The sequence below is a fragment of the Caballeronia sp. LZ033 genome (genome assembly GCF_031451265.1).
Classification (GTDB): domain Bacteria; phylum Pseudomonadota; class Gammaproteobacteria; order Burkholderiales; family Burkholderiaceae; genus Caballeronia.
In genome coordinates this window covers 971,479-991,613 of sequence record NZ_JARUXQ010000001.1, presented here as the reverse complement: position 1 = coordinate 991,613, position 20,135 = coordinate 971,479, and the positions used below count along the sequence as shown (strand labels likewise).

The window sequence follows — 20,135 nt, the reverse complement described above, 5'->3', positions numbered from 1 at the left end:
GAAAACCCGCAATCCCGCAATCGAATCAACACCTTATGTTCAATCCCAGCCGCGACGAAGTTCGCCAGTTCTTCACCGACGCCTGGCGCAAGGAGCGCGCCGGCGAGATTCTGACGCCGCTCGAAAGCATGGCCGCCGACTGGATCAGCGAGCATCCGGAATATCAGGACGCACTGGCCCATCCCGAAGCGCGTGAAGCCGATTATTCGCCCGATCGCGGCCAGACCAATCCGTTCCTGCATCTGTCGATGCACCTCGCCATCAGCGAACAGTTGTCCATCGACCAGCCGCCGGGCATCCGGCGCGCACACGACAAACTGGTCGCACGCCTCGGTTCGCCGCATGACGCGCAGCACGCGATCATGGAGTGTCTCGGCCAGGTCATCTGGGAAGCGCAGCGCTCGAACACGCCGCCCGATACCGACGCCTATCTCGCGCTGATCGAACGGCGCGCCTCGCGCGACTGACACGTGATCCGGCAACGCAGCCGCACCAAATGAAACACCCCGCATGCGCGGGGTGTCGATCGAACTGCCAGGGCTTCGGCCCTTACTTCTTCAGCACGAGATTGCCGTCGAGGGACTCGATGTAAGCCGCGAGATCCTTCAAATCGCTCGGCGAAAGGCTCTGCACCTGCGCCGACATGATGGCGTTGTTGCGGCCGAAGTTCGGATTGTTGCCGCCGATCTGATACTGACGCAGCGCCCAGTAGATATACGTGGCGTGCTGGCCCGCGAGACGCGGATACTCTCCGCTCACCGGCTTGTTGAGACCGGGGCCGTGGCAGGCCGCGCAGTTGTGGCTGTCGGACAGCGCCTTGCCGTTGCCGATGTCGGCCGCGTGCGCCGTGCCGAACGCCGTCATGCCGATCAGCGCCGCCGCGCATGCTGCCTTGATGCTGCGAAGTGCCTTCGAGGGCTTCATGAATTCTCCTTCCCGTTGTCGCTTTGCGGTGTCACGCGCGGATTACTTGTCGGGATTGTTCTTTGATTGGGGAGTCTGCGCGGCATAGTACGCGGCGATATCGGCGATATCCTGATCCGACAGCGTGGTCGCGATGGCGCGCATCGTGTCGAAATGACGGTCGCCCTTCTTGTAGGCATGCAGCGCGTTGGCAATGTACTGCGCGTTCTGGCCGCCCAGCATCGGCACTTCGTAGACTTCGGGATACGCGGTGCGATAGCCGGGGATGCCGTGGCAGCCGATGCACATCGCAACCTTGCCCTCTGCGGCCTTCGCGTTACCGACGACGTCGGCCGACGCCTGGGTCGCGAAGCCGGCGAGACCGGACAGCGCTGCAATCACGGCACATTTGCCGACAAAATTGTTCATAGCTCTTCTAACCTGGCTTGAGGGGAAATCCGGCGCTCACAAGGCCGCGGCCCGCGCCGAGCGCATACAACCTTCTCGGGACTGTTTGCTGCTGCAGGGTCTGGCGCCACGCAGGCCAAAAAAATCGCGCTAATTGTACCGCGCGACCTACCCTCCGTCCACACGCGCACCCTCTCGCAGCCTTGCTGGCAAGGGGAATCGCCTGAAAAGGACTGCGCTTCGCTGCGACAATTCGTCCCTGTACAAGCAACGAGCCCGCCTGCGCGCTCGCTCCCGCCCCACCGCGACGAAGCGCCGAAGCTGCGCGTGAAGCGGCTCACACGATACCCGGCGGCCCCCGATGCCGAAAGGGCTTCTGACTTATACTGGGATTTTTTTCTCTGACCGGATCTTCGTCATGCGTTTCGAGGGCTCATCGCAGTACGTCGCAACCGACGATCTCAAGCTCGCGGTGAACGCCGCGATGACGCTGCAACGGCCGCTGCTGATCAAGGGCGAACCCGGCACCGGCAAGACCATGCTTGCCGAGGAAGTGGCCGGCGCGCTCGGCATGCCGCTCCTGCAATGGCACATCAAGTCCACGACGAAGGCCCAGCAAGGTCTGTACGAATACGACGCCGTCTCGCGCCTGCGCGACTCGCAACTCGGCGACGAACGCGTGAAGGACATCCGCAACTACATCGTCAAGGGCGTGCTGTGGCAGGCCTTCGAATCCGACCAGCCGAGCGTGTTGCTGATCGATGAAATCGACAAGGCCGACATCGAATTCCCGAACGATCTGCTGCGCGAACTCGACCGCATGGAGTTCTACGTCTACGAGACGCGCGAGCTGATCAAGGCAAAGCAGCGCCCGCTCGTCATCATCACGTCGAACAACGAGAAGGAACTGCCCGACGCGTTCCTGCGCCGCTGCTTCTTCCACTACATCCGCTTCCCCGATGCCGAAACGATGAAGGCCATCGTCGAGGTGCACTTTCCGAACATCCGCCAGGACCTGCTCGCCGCGGCGATGCAGAGCTTCTTCGAACTGCGCCAGGTGTCCGGCTTGAAGAAGAAGCCGTCCACGTCCGAACTGCTCGACTGGCTGCGTCTCCTGCTCGCCGAAGACATCGCGCCCGAGGCGCTGCGCTCGGCCGACGACAAGCAAATCGTGCCGCCGCTGCACGGCGCCTTGCTCAAGAACGAGCAGGATGTCGCGCTGTTCGAGCGGCTCCTGTTCATGAACCGCAATCATCGTTGAGCCGATGGTGAGCGCGCCATGCTGATCGACTTCTTCTACTCGCTGCGCGACGCGAAGCTGCCCGTCTCGGTGAAGGAATACCTGACGCTGCTCGAGGCGCTGAAGGCGCAGGTGATCGCGCCGTCGCTCGACGAGTTCTACTTCCTCGCGCGCATGACGCTCGTGAAGGACGAAAAGTACTTCGACAAGTTCGATCGCGCGTTCGGCGCCTACTTCCACGGGCTCGCGCAACTGCCCGACGAAGCCTTCGACATTCCGCTCGACTGGCTCAAGAAGCGTCTCGATCGCGAGTTCACCGCCGAGGAAAAGAAGCGCATCGAGGCGCTCGGCGGTCTCGACAAGCTGATGGAGCGCCTCAAGGCGCTGCTCGACGAACAGAAGGAACGTCACGAAGGCGGCAGCAAGTGGATCGGCACCGGCGGCACGTCGCCGTTCGGACATGGCGGCTACAACCCGGAAGGCATCCGCATCGGCGGGGAATCGTCGGGGAACCGCACTGCGGTGAAGGTGTGGGACCAGCGCGCCTATCAGGACTACGACGACCAGGTCGAGATCGGCACGCGCAACATCAAGGTCGCGCTGCGGCGGCTGCGGCGCTTCGCGCGCGAAGGCGCGGCCGAAGAACTGGATCTCCCCGACACCATCCGCAGCACCGCCGCCAACGCCGGCTGGCTCGACATCAAGATGGTGCCCGAGCGCCACAACAACGTGAAGGTGCTGATGCTGCTCGATGTCGGCGGCTCGATGGACGACCACATCAAGCGCGTCGAGGAGCTGTTCTCCGCCGCCAAGGCCGAGTTCAAGCATCTCGAGTTCTATTACTTCCACAACTGCGTGTATGACTATCTGTGGAAGCACAACCGGCGCCGTCATCAGGAACGCACGCCGACGCTCGACGTCATGCACAAGTTCACGCCGGACTACAAGCTGATCTTCGTCGGCGATGCCACCATGAGCCCCTACGAGGTGTTGCAGCCGGGCGGCTCGGTCGAATACAACAACGCCGAAGCGGGCGCCGTGTGGCTGCGCAGGCTCGCCGACCAGTTCCCGCATCACGCGTGGCTCAACCCGGAGCCGGAGCGTCTGTGGGAATACCGCCAGTCGATCGGTGCGATCCGCCAGATCCTCGGCAACCGCATGTATGGCCTCACGATGTCCGGCCTCGAAAGCGCGATGCGCGCGCTGTCGAAATAAATCCATACAAGCCAAGAAGCAGAACCACCATGAAAGTCCCGTCTGCGGCGCCCGTCGCGCTGCGCCCGTTGTTCGACTCGTCCCTGTCCACTGTCGTCGCCGGCTTCGTTGCGATGATGACGGGCTACACCAGTTCGCTCGTGCTGATGTTCCAGGCCGGCCAGGCCGCGCATCTCAGCGATGCGCAGATCTCGTCGTGGATCTGGGCGCTTTCCATTGGCATGGCGGTGTGCACCATCGGACTGTCGCTGCGTTACCGCGCGCCGATCGTCATCGCCTGGTCCACGCCGGGCGCCGCGCTGCTCGTCTCCTCGCTGCCGAACGTCCCGTACGCGGAAGCGATCGGCGCGTTCGTCGTGTGCGCGGCGCTGCTGACCGCCGTCGGCCTGACCGGCTGGTTCGACACGCTGATGAAGCGCATTCCCAGCGGCATCGCGGCGGCACTGCTGGCGGGCATCCTGTTCGAAATCGGCATCGAGATCTTTCACGCCGCGCAGGCGCAGACGCCGCTCGTGCTCGTCATGTTCTTCACCTATCTTGCCGGCAAGCGCCTCGCGCCGCGCTATGCGATTCCCGCGACGCTCGCCGCGGGCATCGCCATGGCAGGCGCGCTCGGGCTGCTCGATTTCTCGCGCTTTCACGTCGCGCTCGCGCATCCTGTCTTCACGATGCCCGCGTTTTCCGTGTCGGCTGCGATCAGCATCGGCATCCCGCTGTTCGTCGTCGCGATGGCCTCGCAGAACGTGCCCGGCATCGCCGTCCTGCGCGCCGACGGCTACACCACGCCGTCCGCCCCGCTCATCTCGGCCACCGGCTTCGCTTCGCTGCTGCTCGCGCCGTTCGGCTCGCACGGCGTGAATCTCGCCGCGATTACCGCCGCCATCTGCACCGGCCGCGAAGCCCACGAGGACCGCAACCGGCGCTATACGGCGGCGGTGTGGTGCGGCGTGTTCTATCTCGTCGCCGGCGTGTTCGGTGCGACCATCGCCGCGCTGTTCGCGTCGTTTCCGAAGGCGCTGGTCGTTTCGGTGGCCGCGCTGGCGCTCTTCGGCTCGATCATGAGCGGTCTCACGAACGCGATGCAGGATCCGCGGCAGCGAGAACCGGCGCTCGTCACGTTCATGACGACGGCGTCAGGACTCACACTGCTGTCGATCGGACCGGCGTTCTGGGGGCTGATGGCGGGCCTGGCGACGCATCTGGTGCTCAATGCCCGGCGCGCGTGATTCGTCCGCCGCTTTCGTCCGCCGCTTTCGTCCGCTAATTGGCACATGCCGCGCACCGGCACGGGACATGCGCAAGGAACAAGACGGAACGCTAAAGCCCGCGCCCGGTCGAACCGGACGCGCACGCGATCAGCGCGTTTCCCGCGCGCGGGACTAGAATGACGGAATGGTTTTCAGGGGCGCGCCGCGCGATCGTGATTTCGATGGCAATCGCCATCGAAATCGCCGCGCGGCGTCGCAATCATGGGCAATCCGCGGGTTTGTTACCGCATTTTGACAAGGCGCCACGCGTCTCAGACTCGACATGACATCCGCTCTCGACCAGCTCAAGCAGTACACGACCGTCGTCGCCGACACGGGCGATTTCCAGCAATTCATCGCATTCAAGCCGCAGGATGCGACCACCAATCCGTCGCTGATCCTGAAGGCCGTCCAGAAGGACGACTACAAGCCGCTGCTCGAAAAGACCGTCAAGGAGCACGCGAAGAAGCCGATGCCGCAGATCATCGACAATCTGCTCGTCGCCTTCGGCACCGAAATCCTCAAGATCGTCCCGGGCCGCGTCTCGACCGAAGTCGATGCGCGCCTGTCGTTCGATACCCAGGCCTCCATCGCCAAGGGCCGCGAGATCATCAAGCTGTATGAGAATGCCGGCATCGACCGCAAGCGCGTGCTCATCAAGCTGGCCTCGACGTGGGAAGGCATCCGCGCCGCCGAAGTCCTGCAGAAGGAAGGCATCCACTGCAACATGACGCTGCTGTTCTCGCTCGCGCAGGCCGTCGCCGCCGCCGACGCGGGCGCGCAACTGATCTCGCCGTTCGTCGGCCGCATCTACGACTGGTACAAGAAGTCGGCCGGCGCCGAATGGGACGAAGTCAAGAACGGCGGCGCGAACGATCCGGGCGTGCAGTCGGTGCGCCGCATCTACGCGTACTACAAGAAGTTCGGCTACAAGACCGAGGTGATGGGCGCGAGCTTCCGCACCTTGAGCCAGATCACGGAACTCGCCGGCTGCGATCTGCTGACCATCAGCCCCGACCTGCTCAAGAAACTCGCCGACAGCAACGACACCGTCGAGCGCAAGCTGTCTCCGGAAGCGAGCAAGAACGAGAACGTCGAGAAAATCGCGGTCGATGAGCCGACCTTCCGTTTCGCCGTCAACGACGACGCCATGGCCACCGAGAAGCTCGCGGAAGGCATCCGCGCCTTCGCCGCCGACGCCATCAAGCTCGAGAAGCTGATCGCCGCGCTGCAGTAACGCCGGTCTCGCCTGGAACAAGAAGGACCGCGGCACCGATCCGGTGCGCGGTCCTTTTTATTTGCGGATGCGCCTGGAGAGGTTCACGCGCCGAACGGCCGAGCGCCCTCAATGTTCCATTGCCGTTCCACTTCCGAGAGTCGCAGCCGCAAGCGCTCCGCCTGTTCGACGAAGCGCATCGCGAGCCAGTGCATGCCTTCCGTGGCGTGATCGCCGGGCGACTCGGCGCACACCGTGGATTCAACGGCCGTGGTCTCCAGCGCATGATGCAGCAGGCTCACGCGGCCGAAGCGCAGCGCGCGCGCCATCTGCAGCAACTGACGGCGCACGGCGACTTCACCCGGCGAGCAGCCGAGCGCAAAACGATGTCCGCCTACGGAGGTCACTTCCGGCATCGACGTGACCAGCATTTCGAGCGCCGCGAGCATCGCGCGATGCAGCCGCTGGATTTCCTCGAGCCGCGCCATCGGCAGGTTCGTTTCCTTCGATACCGATTCCAGCAGGCCGCGCGACTGCACCAGCCGCTGGCTCATGCGAAAGAAGCGCTTCGCCATGTCTTCCGGCAGCAGCGGCACGCCTTCGAGCAGTGCGCCGTAGATCTTCGCGCCTTCGCGCAGATTGTCGGCGAGCCGGTAGCGCCATGAATAAGTCGCGTATTGCGGCAGCACAAACGAGAAGCCGAGCGCGATCACCACGCCGATCATCACGTTCGCCGTGCGCCACAGGCCCGTCGTGAACGGCAGGTCGCCGTGGCCCGAGACAATGACCATGGTGATCGCCGTGAGCAGCGCGACGTAGCCCGCCTTGCCGATCGCGTAGTAGGCGCAGCCGCCCGCGATCGCGCACATCAGCACGAAGAACAGCATCAGCGAGCCGGTCAGCGCCTGCGCCGCGATCAGCACGAGCCCGAACGCCGCGCCGAGCATCGTGCCGATCGCGCGTTCGGCGGCCTTCTTGCGGATGTTGCCGTAGTGCTGCAAGCCGCCTACGACCACCAGCACCGAGACCGTCGCCCAGACGCCGTGCGGCACGTCGATGCCGGTGGTCACGGCAATCGACATCGCCACGGCCAGTGCGACCCGCACGCCGTGAATCAGGTTGGCGTGGCGATAGCGGAAGTACGGCGATGCAATCCAGCTGAACAGACGCGACAGACGGCCGTGTCTGACTGACGTCGATGTCGGAGAAAACATGGTTCGCTCGCGTCGATGAACATGATCGTTCGTCCGGCCGGCTCGCGCGTCGCACAAACAAGACGCCCGTAGCGGCCGGCGGCTGCTACGGGCGTTTTACCAGCTTTTCGTGAGCCGCGCCGGGTCAGCGCCCGGCGCGGCACAAGCGGCTGGATCAGCTTTCCACGATGTCCAGATAGTCTTCCGGACGCGTGCGGTCGTCCGAGCGCTTGAGGCCCAGGACGCGCACGAGCAGGCTGACGGCGACCGACACGATCAGGTTGGCGATCAGCGCCCACACGGCGGCGTAGCCCGGCACGACATAGCCGAACAGATGCAGCGGATAGATCGAGCCCTTCAGTTGCAGCGACACGGCCATCCAGGTACCGACGCCGATCCCCACCGCCCAGCCGATCAGCAGGCCGCGATGGTCGAGCACGCGCGTGTAGAGGCCGAGCACCAGCGCGGGCAGCGTCTGGATGATCCAGATGCCGCCGAGCAGTTGCAGCTGGATCGCATAGGTCAGCGGCAGCGCGAGAATGAACACCACCGCGCCCACCTTCACGATCAGCGACACCAGCTTGGCGACGTTGGTCTCCTGCTCCGGCGTCATCGACGTATTGACGAATTCGCGGTGCACGTTGCGCGTGTACAGGTTGGCGGCCGCGATCGACATGATCGCCGCCGGCACCAGCGCGCCGATGCCGATTGCCGCGAACGCCACGCCCACGAACCACGACGGGAAGTAGTGCAGGAACAGCGCCGGCACGGCGAAGTTCGCGCCGTAGGCCTTGAAGTACGGCGCGTATTCCGGCATGTCCTTCACGCCCGAAGCGAGCGCCATGTAGCCGAGCAGCGCCAGCAGGCCGAGCACCAGCGAATAAGCGGGCAGCAGCGACATGTTGCGGCGGATCGTGTTGCCCGAATTGGACGACAGGATGGCCGTGACCGAGTGCGGATACAGGAACAGCGCGAGCGCGGAACCCACCGCCAGCGTCGCATAGGCGCTGTAGCCGTTGAGGCTCGCGGCGTCGGGCGCTTTCAGCAGGATCTTCTCGGGCGGCACGATGCCGAAGATGTGGCCGAAGCCGCCGAGCTGCGCCGGAATCACGATCATCGCGGCGATGATCGTGATGTAGATCAGCACGTCCTTCACCACGGCGATCATCGCCGGTGCGCGCAGACCCGAGGTGTAGGTGTACGCGGCGAGAATCGCGAAGGCGATGATCAGCGGCAGATCGCCGACGAGGCCTTGGGTCGAGAAGCCGAGCGCACCGATCACCACTTCGATGCCGACCAGTTGCAGCGCGATGTACGGCATGGTCGCGACGATGCCGGTCAGCGCGACGGCCAGCGCCAGCATGCGGCTGTTGTAGCGGGCATGCACGAAGTCGGCGGCGGTCACATAGCCGTGACGCTTCGCGATGCTCCACAGCTTCGGAAACACGACGAACGCGAACGGATAGATGAGGATGGTGTACGGCAGCGCGAAGAAGCCGGTTGCGCCCGCGCCGAACACGAGCGCCGGAACCGCGACGAAGGTGTAGGCCGTATAGAGGTCGCCGCCGAGCAGGAACCAGGTGACGATGGTGCCGAAGCGACGGCCGCCGAGACCCCATTCGTCGAGCTGGGCGAGATCGCCCTTGCGCCAGTGCGCGGCGATGAAGCCGAGAATCGTGACGCCGACGAAGAAGAGGACGAAGACGAAGGTTGCGGTGGAATTCATCATCGCGCGCCTCCGCTCTTGCGATTCGAGGGCAGCGCCCTGGTCTTCTTGTAGACGACCGCGGTAATCACCGCGCTGATCAGCACCCACAACAACTGGTACCAGTAGAAATACGGGAAGCCCCACAACACGGGCTCGATCTTGTTATAAAACGGCACCCATACCACACCGATCCACGGAAGGATCAAAAGCCACAGCCAGTGCTTGTTGCGCGGTTGTCCAGTGCCGGTCGCAGCTTCTTGAGCCATGAACGGTCCTCTCCTCTTGTTTGATTTTGGTCTACGGTCCGGACGGATGACGTGCCGGTTGTCGTATCGGTTTTCACGCCACGTGACTGGCCTGGCGGCCGTTGAAAGCGCCCCGAAATAACAGGAGGAGTATATGGACCCTTAAAACCCGGTCAAGCAAGGGGAATCCCGACTATTCCCCTGATTTGAAAGAACTTTGTAACCATGCTGGAACGCACGCCCAGCACGGTGCCGCACGTTGGGGCGTCAGATCCGAAAGGCTTCGCCCGGCTTGAGGCCCGCGCTTTCGGCAAGACCCTTCACCCACTTGCGCGTAGGCAATCCCAGCTGATCCTCGATCAGCTTCGCACGCGCCTCGAGCGCACTGAGCGGCACGTCGAGCGCGGGCCCCGCGAAGGCCAGCGCGACGCGATTGCCGTCGTGCACTTCCGGCAGCGCGATCACGCGGTGATCGAACGCCTCGTTCAGATGCCGCATGTTGCGCACGAAGCTCGGATGGTCGCCGAACAGGTTCACCGTGACGACGCCCGCCGCCTGCGTGAGGCACGCGCGGCAGGCGCGATAGAACGACACGCTGTCGAGCACCGGACGCTGTGCCGCGGCGTCATACACGTCGATCTGCATGGCGCCGGTCGTGCCGTGATTCGCGCGATCGTTGACGAACTCCCACGCGTCGCGCTCGGTGACGGTGAGACGCGCGTCGTCATAAGGCAGGTCGAACATCGCGCGGGCTGCGATCACGACCGCCGGATTCACTTCCACCGCCTCGACCTTCGCACGCTTCAGGAAGCGGTAGCAGAACTTGGTCAGCGCGGCCGCGCCCAGTCCGAGCTGCACGATCCGCTCCGGCGTCTCGATGAACAGCAGCCAGGCCATCATCTGCTGCACGTATTCGAGTTCGATGTGATCGGGCTTACGGAGACGCATCGCGCCCTGCACCCATTCCGTGCCGAAGTGCAGATAGCGCACGCCGCCCTCTTCCGAGAACGTCACCGGCGCGAAGCGCGGCTTGCGCGGCGCCTCGATGCGCGGCGCATGGGCGAGATCGTCGTCATCGTGCTCGCGCGCGGCGCGCTTCTGCTTTTGCTTCTGCTTGCCGGCGTGCTTCGAGTCCTGCTTGCGTCCGAACGCGCGGGCTTCAGCGGACGCGCGTTTGATCAGGGTCGTCATGGGTGAGGAGGTCGCGCCAGAGACGCAGTTTTTGGTCGAACGAGAGCATAGCATTGGCCGCACTCGACGACGGCAGCACCCGCGTCGCATAGCCCGCGGCGCCGATCACCGGTGCGAACCGGCCCGAGGTCTTGCCGTTGAAGCAGACGCGGCGCAACGCCGGAAAGCGCGTGTGGAACACGGCGAAGTCATTCGGCGACGCGTGGCGGATCGCGCTGTCGAGACTGCCCTCACGCTCGCACGCCGCCAGCACGTCCCACAGGCCGATGCCATGCGCCAGGAGCCGCGTGAGCCGGTCGTCGTAGGCGAGCTCGTGCAGCGGCTCGCCGATCGCCGCGCCCACCAGGCGCCAGAACTGGTTGCGCGGATGCGCGTAATACTGGGCCGCCGCCAGCGAAGCGACGCCCGGAAAGCTGCCGAGAATCAGCGTGTGAGTGGCGTGATCGCCGATCGGCTCGAATCCGGCGAGCGTCATTTCGCTTCGCCGCGCACGACGCGCTTCGCATGCGAACTCAGATGCCCATACGCCCGCGCATGTTCGCGCCGATGCGGACCGTGGAGCGTGGCGAGCCTGGTCCATAGCGTATCGAGCATGCATTCGGTGACCATCAGCGGCGCGCCGTGCCGCTCGAACACCGAACGGCGCGCGACGAGCGTGGGTGAGACATCGTGCGATTGCCGCAAGGCCAGCCGATAGAGCGGATGACGCGCCGTCAGCCGGCGGCTTGCGAGCGCCGAACGCGACACGCTGCTGTCGCTGTATAGCAGTTCCGCGAGTGGACGCGTGCGCAAGCGGCGCATCGACTGCCATATGCCCGTGCTGTACGCCAGCGGAACGATGCTGTGCGCGACGACGAAGGGCGTGCCGTCGACCTTCAACGCCACTTCGCGCAGCCACACCGGCGTACGCGGCGTGATGCCGAGCGCGCGGGCTTCGTCCCGCCAGGGAAGACTGACGGCTTCGCGCGTGACATCGACGGTCACGGCGCCCAGCGTGCGCAGATGCGCGGTCAGCGAGCCGCCGCGCGTCAGCCAGTCTTGTTGAGCATCGGAGAGAGCGGCACAGGGGACGACGCGCCAGTGCGCATCGGTGGGATCGGTCGGCATGGACATGGCGGCGATTATAAGGGCCGCCTGCCAACGCCCGCCTTACACCCGTGCCTACCACAACCGCAGCTTAGGACGATTCGTATGGTGCGCGGCATGTCAGAAGCGGAGACTGAAATGCCGGTCGCGCGCCGCGCCGGTTTCATCCTGAGAGGCAAACAGAATGTCGGTAAACAAGAAACAAACGTCCAGACCGGTTGCGCATCTGGCGTCGGAAACACTGCATGACCCGAAGGCGTCGGCAACGGCCAAGAGCCTTGCCGCATCCGCCTTGGCTCAGTCGCATACGCGCAAGCAAACCGGTGCCGGGATGGAGCATAAAGCCAGCGAAGTGCTCCATAGCAGCAAATACGCGCCGGACACCAAAAAGCTCGCCGCGTCCGTGCTCGCGCAGTCGAACAAGGAGCGCAAGCGCAAATGAAAACAGGCGCCGCCGGTTTTCCCGGCGGCGCCTGCATCACACTGCTTTCAGACTGTTCAGCGCGCGAGCAGCAGCGCGTTGGTCCGCTTGACGAAGCTCGCCGGATCTTCCAGCGTGCCGCCTTCGGCCAGCATGGCCTGGTCGAAGAGCAGATGGCACCAGTCCGCGAAGTTGGCGTTGTCGGCGTTGAGCGCCTTCACGAGCGGATGTTCCGGATTCACTTCCAGAATCGGCTGCATCTGCGGCGCCTGCTGGCCCGCGGCTTTCAGCATGCGTTGCAGATAGCCGCTCATGTCGCCTTCGTCGGCCACCAGGCAGGTGGGCGAATCAGTGAGACGGAACGTGAGCCGCACATCCTTCGCCTTGCCTTCCAGCGCTTCCTTCATCTTCTCGACGAGCGGCTTCATGTCCTCGCCGACCTTCTCCTGCTGCTGCTTCTCTTCGTCGTTGAGCGCACCGAGATCGAGGTCGCCGCGTGCGACGCTTGCGAGCGGCTTGCCGTCGAACTCATTGAGGAACGACAGCATCCATTCGTCGACGCGATCCGTCAGCAGCAGCACTTCCACGCCCTTCTTGCGGAACACCTCAAGGTGCGGGCTGTTCTTCGCGGCCTGCCAGCTGTCGGCGGTCACGTAGTAGATCTTCGTCTGCTCGGGCTTCATGCGCGCGACATACTCCGCGAGCGAAACGGTCTGCTCGCTGCTGTCGCTGTGCGTCGAGGCAAAGCGCACCAGTTTCGCGATGCGTTCCCGGTTGCTGAAGTCTTCGCCGACGCCTTCCTTCAGCACCTGGCCGAACTCGCTCCAGAAGCTCGCGTACTTCTGCTTGCCGGCGTCGTCGGTGGCTTCGGCCGACGCGCTCGCGATGTCTTCCAGCATCGACAGCACGCGCTTGGTCACGCCTTCGCGGATCGCCTTCACATCGCGGCTTTCCTGCAGGATTTCACGCGAGACGTTGAGCGGCAGGTCCGCCGAATCCACCACGCCCTTCACGAAACGCAGATACGCGGGCAGCAGTTGCTCGGCATCGTCCATGATGAAGACGCGCTTCACGTACAGCTTGAGGCCGCCGCGATGCTCACGGTTCCACAGGTCGAACGGTGCGTGTTTCGGCACGTACAGCAGTTGCGTGTACTCGCTGCGCCCCTCGACACGGTTGTGCGTCCACGCGAGCGGCTCGTCGTGGTCGTGCGAGATGTGCTGGTAGAACTGCGTGTACTGCTCGTCGCTGATGTCGCTCTTCGGACGCGTCCACAGCGCGCTCGCCTGGTTGACGGTCTCGTCTTCGTCCTTCGTGACCATCTCGCTCTTTTCCGCGTCCCACTCTTCCTTCTTCATCAGGATGGGCAGCGCGACGTGATCCGAATACTTCTGGATGATCGACTTGAGCTTGTGCGACGACAGCAGGTCGTCTTCGTCAGCACGCAGATGCAGCGTGATGGTGGTGCCGCGTTGCGCGCGCTCGATGTCCTCGACTTCGAAATCGCCCTCGCCCGCGCTGGTCCAGCGCACGCCCTGCTCCGCCGGCAGCCCGGCGCGGCGCGTCTCGACCGTGATCTTGTCCGCAACGATGAAGCCTGAATAGAAACCCACACCGAACTGGCCGATCAGCGCCGCATCCTTCTGCTGGTCGCCCGAGAGCTTCGAGAAGAATTCCTTGGTGCCCGAACGCGCGATCGTGCCGAGATGCGAAATGGCTTCGTCGCGGCTCATGCCGATGCCGTTGTCGTCGATGGTCACGGTGCGCGCGGCCTTGTCGAACGATACGCGGATGCGCAGGTCCGGATCGTTCTCGTACAGCGCGCTGTTCTCGATCGCCTCGAAACGCAGTTTGTCGGCGGCGTCGGAGGCATTGGAAATGAGTTCGCGAAGGAAGATTTCCTTGTTGCTGTACAGCGAATGAATCATCAGGTGCAGAAGCTGTTTCACTTCTGCCTGAAAGCTCATGGTTTCTTGCGCCATGTCCGGGTCCTCTGTGTTGATTTATCTGTGTTGAAGTGATGCTGACGGCCCGGGCGGGGTACTGCGCGCCGCCTGGGCCGGCAATTCGAGCGATATCGGGGCGGTTCGGCGTTTTTCAAGGGCCGTCCGGGGCCAGGTCTTATGATGCGTCTTTGACCTCGCCGCATCGCCCGTACCGTCATGCCGCTCCTGTTCCGCCGCGCACCGCCAGGCCGTCCGCTCACGCCGGGCGAAACCGGCATGGCGCGGCTCGTGTTCGGCGACGCCATCGACTATCCGGCGGTCCGCGTCCATGCCCGCGCCTATCTGCCGTTCGGCCTGCAGCCGCCGCGCACCGCGATGGCGCCCAACGGCCAGCTGTATTTTCCGAGCGCCTGTTGTCAGGATGATTTCTCGTGCTGCGACCTCGGCAATCGCATGTGGTTCATTCACGAGATGACGCACGTATGGCAATTCCAGCTCGGCTATCCGGTCCGATGGCGCGGCGCGCTGCGCGTCGGGCTGTCCTACGCGTACCGGCTGGCCGCCGGCAAGCGTCTCGCCGACTTCAACATGGAAGCGCAAGGCAACCTGCTCGCGGATTATTTCGCGCTGCGCTTCTGCGACGGCCAGCACCGGCTCTACGAGCAGCGCTACCGGCAAATGCCCGGCGCGCTCGCGCTGTTCGAGACCGTGCTGGCGGAATTCATCCGGACGCCGTCGGCGCGGCGCAATCTGCCCGGACGAAGGCGTTAGCGCCCGCTTCAGACTTCAGGCGCTGCGCCGCGACGCACGGTCCAGATAATTCGACAGCAGTTCCGGCAACGCCGGATCGCCGCAATTGGCGACATTGAAGCGCATCCAGGTGGTCGGCGACTGCTGCGGCGAGAACAGGCTGCCCGGCGTCAGCAGGAAGGCGGCTTCGTGGCCGGCGGCGGCGAGACCGTCGGAATCGACGCCCGCGTCAGCCCACAGGAACATGCCCGCCGACGGCGTCGAGAACAGCCGCAGTCCGGTTTTCTCGAGCATGCGCGCGGTCTTGTCGCGCACGCCGTCGAGCCGCGTGCGCAGGCGCTCGACGTGCCGCCGGTAGTGTCCTTCGGTCAGGATCTTGTAGACGACCCGCTCGTTCAGCTCCGGACTGGTCATGCCGACGAGCATCTTCTGATCGGCCAGCGCCTTCGCGACGTCCGGCGCGGCCGCGATATAGCCGACCCGCAGGTTCGCCGCGAGCGTCTTCGAAAAGCTGCCGAGGAAGATCACGCGCTTCAACTGATCGAGCGAGGCCAGGCGCGTGGCCGGGAAGTTGGTCGGGCACAGGTCGCCGTAGACATCGTCCTCGACGACGATGAAGTCGTATTCCTGCGCCAGTTGCAGGATCCGGTACGCCTGCGCGGCCGTCAGCGAGGTGCCGGTCGGGTTCTGCAGCACGGAGTTGATGATCAGCATCTTCGGCCGCCAGGTGGCGACGAGCGTTTCGAGCGCGTCGAGGTCGGGGCCGTCCGGCGTGTACGGCATGCCGACGAGCCGCGCGCCCTGCGAGGCGAAGCGCCCGAACATCTGGAACCACGCCGGATCGCCGACGATCACCGCATCGCCCGGCTTCACATAGAGCCGCGCGATCAGGTCGATGGCCTGCGTGATGCCGGAAGTCAGCACGATCTGCCGCGCCGCCGACGCACCGATTTCCAGTTCCTCCAGCCGCGTCTGCAATTGCTGGCGCAGCGGCAGGAAGCCTTGCGGCGTGCCGAAGCCGAGCATCTGGGCGCCGCTCAGGCGGGACAGCGCGCGCAAGGCGTTGGTGATCAGTTCGCCGTCGAGCCAGCGGCCCGGCAGATAGCCCAGGCCCGGCCCTTTTTCGGGACTCGACGTGTGCAGCATGTTGCGCAGCAGCCAGACCACGTCGATGGTGTTCTGCAGCGGCTCGCGCTCCGAAGCGGCGGCGGGCGCCTCGCCCCGGGCGACGAGCGACGGCGCGGCCCGCTCGCGTACATAGAACCCGGAACCGCGGCGCGAATCGAGATAGCCATGCGCGACGAGCCGCTCATAGGCCTCGACCACGGTGAAGCGGGACACGCCCTTGTCGAGCGCGAGCTTGCGGATGGACGGCATGCGCATGCCGGGCCGGAACACCCGTTCGTCGATGCGGCGGCGGCCCCATTGCACGAGCTGGTCCACGAGGGTAAGTTGCGCGGCGTCGTGCGGGGCGGGAATCTGGTCGAGCGGGACGGACATGCGGACCTCCGGGCGGATGGCGATGCGTTGCCGGTGCTTTTGCTGAATTGTCGGGAAGAGTCAAAAACTGTACCGAACACGGCTGGGTCGATTGTACCGTTACTGTTATGGTGAGAGACGCTACATTCTCCTTTCGGGTCGCGAGAATGCTGGGCGTTGCGTCAAGCCAGGCGGCCCATCCAGTCCAACCGCGCCTGTCATGACCGATTCCCGACTCAAACTCGACCACCTCGTCATCGCCGCGCGCACGCTCGAGGAAGGCGCGCAATTCGTCGCCGCGAAGTTCGGCGTGGACACGGCGCCCGGCGGCACGCATCCGTCAATGCGCACCCACAATCGCCTGCTGAATCTGTGGGGCGGAGCCTACCTGGAAGTGATCGCGATCGATCCCGCCGCGCCCGCCGTGGAGACGCCGCGGCCACGTCTCTTCGCGCTGGATGATCCGGCGCAGCAGCAGCGCATCGCGGAACACGGTCCGCAGCTCGTGCACTGGGTGGCGCGCGTGGAGCGGCCGAAGTCGCTGACGCGCTGGCGCGAGCAGTATCCCGAACGCATCGCGCCGGTCGCGGCGATGTCGCGCGGCGCCAATACGTGGGGCCTGACTGTCCCCGACGACGGCGCGTTCCCCGCGTGGCAAGGCGCCGGACAAGGCGTGCTGCCGTCGCTGATCCAGTGGGACACGCCGCTGCTGCCGAGCGACGTACTGCCGCCCAGCGGCATCGCGCTGCGCGCCTTGCGCGGCTTTCACGCCGATGCCGCGCGCATCGCCGAACAGCTCGCGTGGCTCGGCGCGGCGCACCTGATCCACATCGAGGCCACCTCCGGCGCCCCGGTGCTGGTGGCAGAATTCGACCTTCCGGACGGCTCGACGCTCACCCTTGGCGAATCCGCGGAACATGCCCAGGCGCGCGAGGAAGAGGCGCTTCAGGCAGCCAGACGCCGCCGCGCGAAAAAGACCGAGCCGCAGGCACCGCAGCAACTCGACCTGCCCGGCACACCCCGACAGGACATCTGATATCCGATCCGAGGAGACACCCCACGATGAGAACCCGCGAAACCGAAGGCATGCTGCTCGGCCTGATCGGCGTGGTCATTTTCAGCCTGACGCTGCCGATGACGCGCATCGTCGTCGCGGAGGTGCATCCGCTGCTCAACGGCCTCGGCCGCGCGCTCGTCGCGGCCCTGCCCGCCGCCGCGCTGCTCGCCTGGCGGCGCGAAAAGTGGCCCACCTGGCCGCAGGTCAAGAGCCTGGCGGTTGTGTCGCTGGGCGTGATCATCGCGTTTCCGGTGTTTTCGGCGTGGTCGATGAAATACGTGCCGGCGTCGCACGGCGCGGTGGTCAACGGGCTCCAGCCGCTGTGCGTCGCGATTTATGCCGCGTGGCTCTCGCACGAACGGCCGTCGAAGCTGTTCTGGGTCAGCGCGCTCGCGGGCAGCGCGATCGTCGTCGCCTTCGCGGTGCAGACGGGCGGCGGCGGCCTGCAGGCGGGCGACCTGCTGATGCTGGTCGCGGTCGGCATCGGCGCGCTCGGCTATGCGGAAGGCGCGCGGCTCGCCCGCCAGATGGGCGGCTGGCAGGTGATCTGCTGGGCGCTCGTGCTGTCGGCGCCGTTCCTGCTCTTGCCGGTCGGCGGCCTCGCGTGGGCGCATCACACGGCGCATCCCGGGCCGCTCTCGCTCAAGGTGTGGCTGGCTTTCGGCTATGTCACGCTGTTCTCGCAGTTCATCGGCTTCTTCGCGTGGTACGCCGGACTGGCGATGGGCGGCATCGCGCGCGTGGGCCAGGTGCAACTGCTGCAGATCTTCTTCACGATGGCCTTCTCCGCGCTGTTCTTCGGCGAGCACGTGAGCGGCTCGACGTGGCTGTACGCGGCCGCCGTGATCGTGACCGTCGTGCTGGGCCGCCGGGCCGCCGTGCGTCCCGCGCCGCTGCAGACTCAGGCAGTGCCGGCACCCGCCGCCCGTCCGACGCACGCAAGATGACGCGCACGCGCGATAATGCTGGATTGCGCGTGCGCCGCTCGCCCGCGCACCCCGATTTCTGACCCAACGCGGGACCACTCCAAAGCCAACCGAGGCACCCCATGAATCAAGCCGATCTCCGCGCCACCCCGTGGCAACTCTCCGAACGCGCCCGCAAGCTCACGAGCTCGGCGATTCGCGAAATCCTGAAAGTCACGGAGCGGCCGGAGGTCATTTCCTTCGCGGGCGGCCTGCCCTCGCCCGCGACCTTTCCGGTCGAGGAAATGCGGCACGCGTCGGAACGCATCCTGCGCGACCAGCCGTCCGCGGCGCTCCAGTACAGCGCGACCGAAGGCTACCTGCCGCTGCGCGAATGGGTGGCGGCGCGCTATTCGGTGAACGGCGCGTCGATCCGTCCGTCGCAGGTGCTCATCACTACCGGTTCGCAACAGGCGCTCGACCTGCTCGGCAAGACGCTGGTGGATCCGGACAGCCGCGTACTGGTCGAAACGCCGACCTACCTCGGCGCGCTCCAGTCGTTCTCGCTGTTCGAGCCTGACTACGTGCAGGTGCCCACCGACGAATCCGGCCTGGTTCCCGAAGGCCTCGACGCCGCGCTCACCGCCGGCGCGCGCCTGCTTTACGCCCAGCCCAATTTCCAGAACCCGACCGGCCGCCGCCTGCCGCTCGCGCGCCGCCAGGCGCTCGCCGCCCTCGCGAAGACCGCCGCCTTCCCGGTGATCGAAGACGACCCCTACGGCGCGCTCGACTACGCCGGCGCCCCGCTGCCCACGCTGCTTTCGATGGCGCCGGATCACATCGTGCATCTCGGCTCGTTCTCGAAGGTGCTGGCGCCGGGCCTGCGCGTGGGCTACATCATCGCGCCCGAGGAGCTGCACTACAAACTCGTGCAGGCCAAGCAGGCCACCGATCTGCACACGCCGAGCCTCACGCAGCGCATCGTCTACGAAGTGGTGAAGGACGGCTTCCTCGACCAGCACGTGCCGAAGATCCGCACACTGTATCGCGACCAGTGCGAGGCGATGCTCGACGCGCTGCAACGCCACATGCCCGCCGGCGTCGAATGGAACCGTCCTGAAGGCGGCATGTTCGTGTGGCTGACGCTGCCGAAGCACATCGACACGATGAAGCTGCTCGAGCAGTCCGTCGCGCAGAACGTGGCCTTCGTGCCGGGCGGTCCGTTCTACGCCAACACAGCTGCGCACAACACGCTGCGCCTGTCGTTCGTGACGGTGCCGCCGGCGACGATCGACGAAGGCGTCGGCCGGCTCGGCGCGCTGATCCGCGCGAGCCTCTGAATTTCCGGGGCGCCGCGCGCCCCTTCACCCGCTTGAAGTCAAGGAGCAACCGATGGCATCGAATGTGTACGACAAGCTGAAGGAACTCGGCATCGACCTGCCCACCGCGGGCGCGCCGGCCGCCGCCTACGTGATGAGCGCGCAGAGCGGCAACACGGTCTATCTGTCCGGGCATATCGCGAAGAAGGATGGCAAGGTGCACGCCGGCAAGCTCGGCGCCGACATCTCCACGGAAGAAGGCAAGGCGGCCGCGCGCAATGTGGCCATCGACCTGATCGCGACGCTGCACGCGCACGTCGGCGACCTGAACCGCGTCAAGCGCATCGTCAAGGTCATGAGCCTCGTCAACTCGACCTTCGAGTTCACGGAGCAGCACATCGTGACGAACGGCGCGTCCGAACTCATCGCGGAAGTGTTCGGCGATGCCGGCAAGCACGCGCGCTCGGCCTTCGGCGTGGCGCAGATTCCGCTCGGCGCGTGCGTCGAGATCGAACTGATCGCGGAAGTCGCGGAAGTCGCCTGAAACGCGCGTCCCGTTCGCCGTTCATCCGCGAAACCCGACGCAGCGACGCGTCGGGTTTTTTT

At 65.3% G+C, this 20,135-nt stretch carries 21 protein-coding genes; 11 read left to right on the top strand and 10 right to left on the bottom strand.

Features of this window, described 5'->3' with window-relative positions; translation table 11 throughout:
• Positions 1-35 precede the first annotated feature (35 nt).
• Positions 36-467 (top strand): DUF1841 family protein, encoded by a 432-nt coding sequence (locus QCE62_RS04475; RefSeq protein ID WP_309914792.1) that lies wholly within the window; start codon positions 36-38, stop codon positions 465-467.
• Positions 468-549: 82 nt separating this feature from the next.
• On the opposite strand, the gene QCE62_RS04470 is transcribed toward QCE62_RS04475, so the two are convergent.
• Together QCE62_RS04470 and QCE62_RS04465 are read right to left on the bottom strand one after the other, a co-directional pair.
• Positions 550-924, bottom strand: coding sequence for a c-type cytochrome (locus QCE62_RS04470; protein WP_409017784.1), 375 nt, complete (start codon positions 922-924; stop codon positions 550-552).
• Positions 925-966: 42 nt separating this feature from the next.
• The gene (locus tag QCE62_RS04465) at positions 967-1,332 is read right to left on the bottom strand and encodes a c-type cytochrome (protein WP_061121774.1); all 366 of its coding nucleotides are present in this window, start codon (positions 1,330-1,332) and stop codon (positions 967-969) included.
• Positions 1,333-1,729: 397 nt separating this feature from the next.
• On the opposite strand from QCE62_RS04465, the gene QCE62_RS04460 reads away from it, so the two are divergent.
• The 4 genes from QCE62_RS04460 to tal all read left to right on the top strand — a co-directional run bounded on the left by QCE62_RS04460 (position 1,730) and on the right by tal (position 6,250).
• Positions 1,730-2,572 carry a MoxR family ATPase gene (locus QCE62_RS04460; protein ID WP_309807801.1) on the top strand — a complete coding sequence of 281 codons (843 nt, stop codon included), beginning with the start codon at positions 1,730-1,732 and terminating at the stop codon, positions 2,570-2,572.
• 18 nt (positions 2,573-2,590) lie between these two features.
• A complete protein-coding gene (locus QCE62_RS04455; protein ID WP_309914789.1) occupies positions 2,591-3,766 on the top strand; it encodes a VWA domain-containing protein in 1,176 nt (391 codons plus the stop codon).
• Between the two features lie 29 nt (positions 3,767-3,795).
• The gene (locus QCE62_RS04450; RefSeq protein ID WP_309914785.1) at positions 3,796-4,992 is read left to right on the top strand and encodes a benzoate/H(+) symporter BenE family transporter; all 1,197 of its coding nucleotides are present in this window, start codon (positions 3,796-3,798) and stop codon (positions 4,990-4,992) included.
• A 304-nt stretch (positions 4,993-5,296) separates the two neighbouring features.
• On the top strand, positions 5,297-6,250 hold the full coding sequence (tal, locus tag QCE62_RS04445; RefSeq protein WP_309914782.1) for a transaldolase: 954 nt from the start codon (positions 5,297-5,299) through the stop codon (positions 6,248-6,250).
• 83 nt (positions 6,251-6,333) lie between these two features.
• On the opposite strand, the gene QCE62_RS04440 is transcribed toward tal, so the two are convergent.
• The 6 genes from QCE62_RS04440 to QCE62_RS04415 form a co-directional block, all read right to left on the bottom strand.
• The gene (locus QCE62_RS04440) at positions 6,334-7,443 is read right to left on the bottom strand and encodes an FUSC family protein (RefSeq protein WP_309914779.1); all 1,110 of its coding nucleotides are present in this window, start codon (positions 7,441-7,443) and stop codon (positions 6,334-6,336) included.
• A 154-nt stretch (positions 7,444-7,597) separates the two neighbouring features.
• Positions 7,598-9,148 carry a monocarboxylate uptake permease MctP gene (gene mctP, locus QCE62_RS04435; protein WP_309919607.1) on the bottom strand — a complete coding sequence of 517 codons (1,551 nt, stop codon included), beginning with the start codon at positions 9,146-9,148 and terminating at the stop codon, positions 7,598-7,600.
• Positions 9,148-9,396, bottom strand: coding sequence for a DUF3311 domain-containing protein (locus QCE62_RS04430; RefSeq protein ID WP_309914778.1), 249 nt, complete (start codon positions 9,394-9,396; stop codon positions 9,148-9,150). The genes mctP and QCE62_RS04430 overlap by 1 nt, the downstream gene beginning before the upstream one ends.
• 246 nt (positions 9,397-9,642) lie before the next feature.
• Positions 9,643-10,566, bottom strand: a complete 924-nt coding sequence (locus tag QCE62_RS04425; RefSeq protein ID WP_309914775.1) for a spermidine synthase — start codon at positions 10,564-10,566, stop codon at positions 9,643-9,645.
• Positions 10,535-11,041, bottom strand: a complete 507-nt coding sequence (locus tag QCE62_RS04420) for a DNA-deoxyinosine glycosylase (protein ID WP_309914772.1) — start codon at positions 11,039-11,041, stop codon at positions 10,535-10,537. Before QCE62_RS04420 ends, QCE62_RS04425 begins: the two co-directional genes overlap by 32 nt.
• Positions 11,038-11,679 (bottom strand): chorismate lyase, encoded by a 642-nt coding sequence (locus QCE62_RS04415; protein WP_309914769.1) that lies wholly within the window; start codon positions 11,677-11,679, stop codon positions 11,038-11,040. Before QCE62_RS04415 ends, QCE62_RS04420 begins: the two co-directional genes overlap by 4 nt.
• A 157-nt stretch (positions 11,680-11,836) precedes the next feature.
• On the opposite strand from QCE62_RS04415, the gene QCE62_RS04410 reads away from it, so the two are divergent.
• Positions 11,837-12,094 carry a hypothetical protein gene (locus tag QCE62_RS04410; RefSeq protein ID WP_309914767.1) on the top strand — a complete coding sequence of 86 codons (258 nt, stop codon included), beginning with the start codon at positions 11,837-11,839 and terminating at the stop codon, positions 12,092-12,094.
• 56 nt (positions 12,095-12,150) lie between these two features.
• Here QCE62_RS04410 and htpG read toward each other — a convergent pair whose 3' ends face one another.
• A complete protein-coding gene (gene htpG / locus QCE62_RS04405; RefSeq protein WP_309914764.1) occupies positions 12,151-14,055 on the bottom strand; it encodes a molecular chaperone HtpG in 1,905 nt (634 codons plus the stop codon).
• 180 nt (positions 14,056-14,235) lie between these two features.
• Between htpG and QCE62_RS04400 the strand changes: the two genes are divergently transcribed.
• A complete protein-coding gene (locus QCE62_RS04400) occupies positions 14,236-14,790 on the top strand; it encodes a Rhs element Vgr protein (RefSeq protein ID WP_309914761.1) in 555 nt (184 codons plus the stop codon).
• A 15-nt stretch (positions 14,791-14,805) separates the two neighbouring features.
• On the opposite strand, the gene QCE62_RS04395 is transcribed toward QCE62_RS04400, so the two are convergent.
• Positions 14,806-16,269, bottom strand: a complete 1,464-nt coding sequence (locus QCE62_RS04395; protein WP_309914759.1) for a PLP-dependent aminotransferase family protein — start codon at positions 16,267-16,269, stop codon at positions 14,806-14,808.
• Between the two features lie 199 nt (positions 16,270-16,468).
• Between QCE62_RS04395 and QCE62_RS04390 the strand changes: the two genes are divergently transcribed.
• The 4 genes from QCE62_RS04390 (at position 16,469) to QCE62_RS04375 (ending at position 20,073) form a co-directional block, all read left to right on the top strand.
• Positions 16,469-17,284 (top strand): VOC family protein, encoded by an 816-nt coding sequence (locus QCE62_RS04390; protein ID WP_309914757.1) that lies wholly within the window; start codon positions 16,469-16,471, stop codon positions 17,282-17,284.
• A 26-nt stretch (positions 17,285-17,310) separates the two neighbouring features.
• Entirely contained in the window at positions 17,311-18,252 is a 942-nt protein-coding gene (locus QCE62_RS04385) for a DMT family transporter (protein ID WP_309914753.1), read from the top strand.
• 101 nt (positions 18,253-18,353) lie between these two features.
• Positions 18,354-19,550: a PLP-dependent aminotransferase family protein gene (locus tag QCE62_RS04380; protein WP_309914750.1), complete on the top strand. Its 1,197-nt coding sequence runs from the start codon at positions 18,354-18,356 to the stop codon at positions 19,548-19,550.
• A 52-nt stretch (positions 19,551-19,602) separates the two neighbouring features.
• Positions 19,603-20,073, top strand: a complete 471-nt coding sequence (locus QCE62_RS04375; protein WP_309914748.1) for a RidA family protein — start codon at positions 19,603-19,605, stop codon at positions 20,071-20,073.
• Positions 20,074-20,135 lie beyond the last annotated feature (62 nt).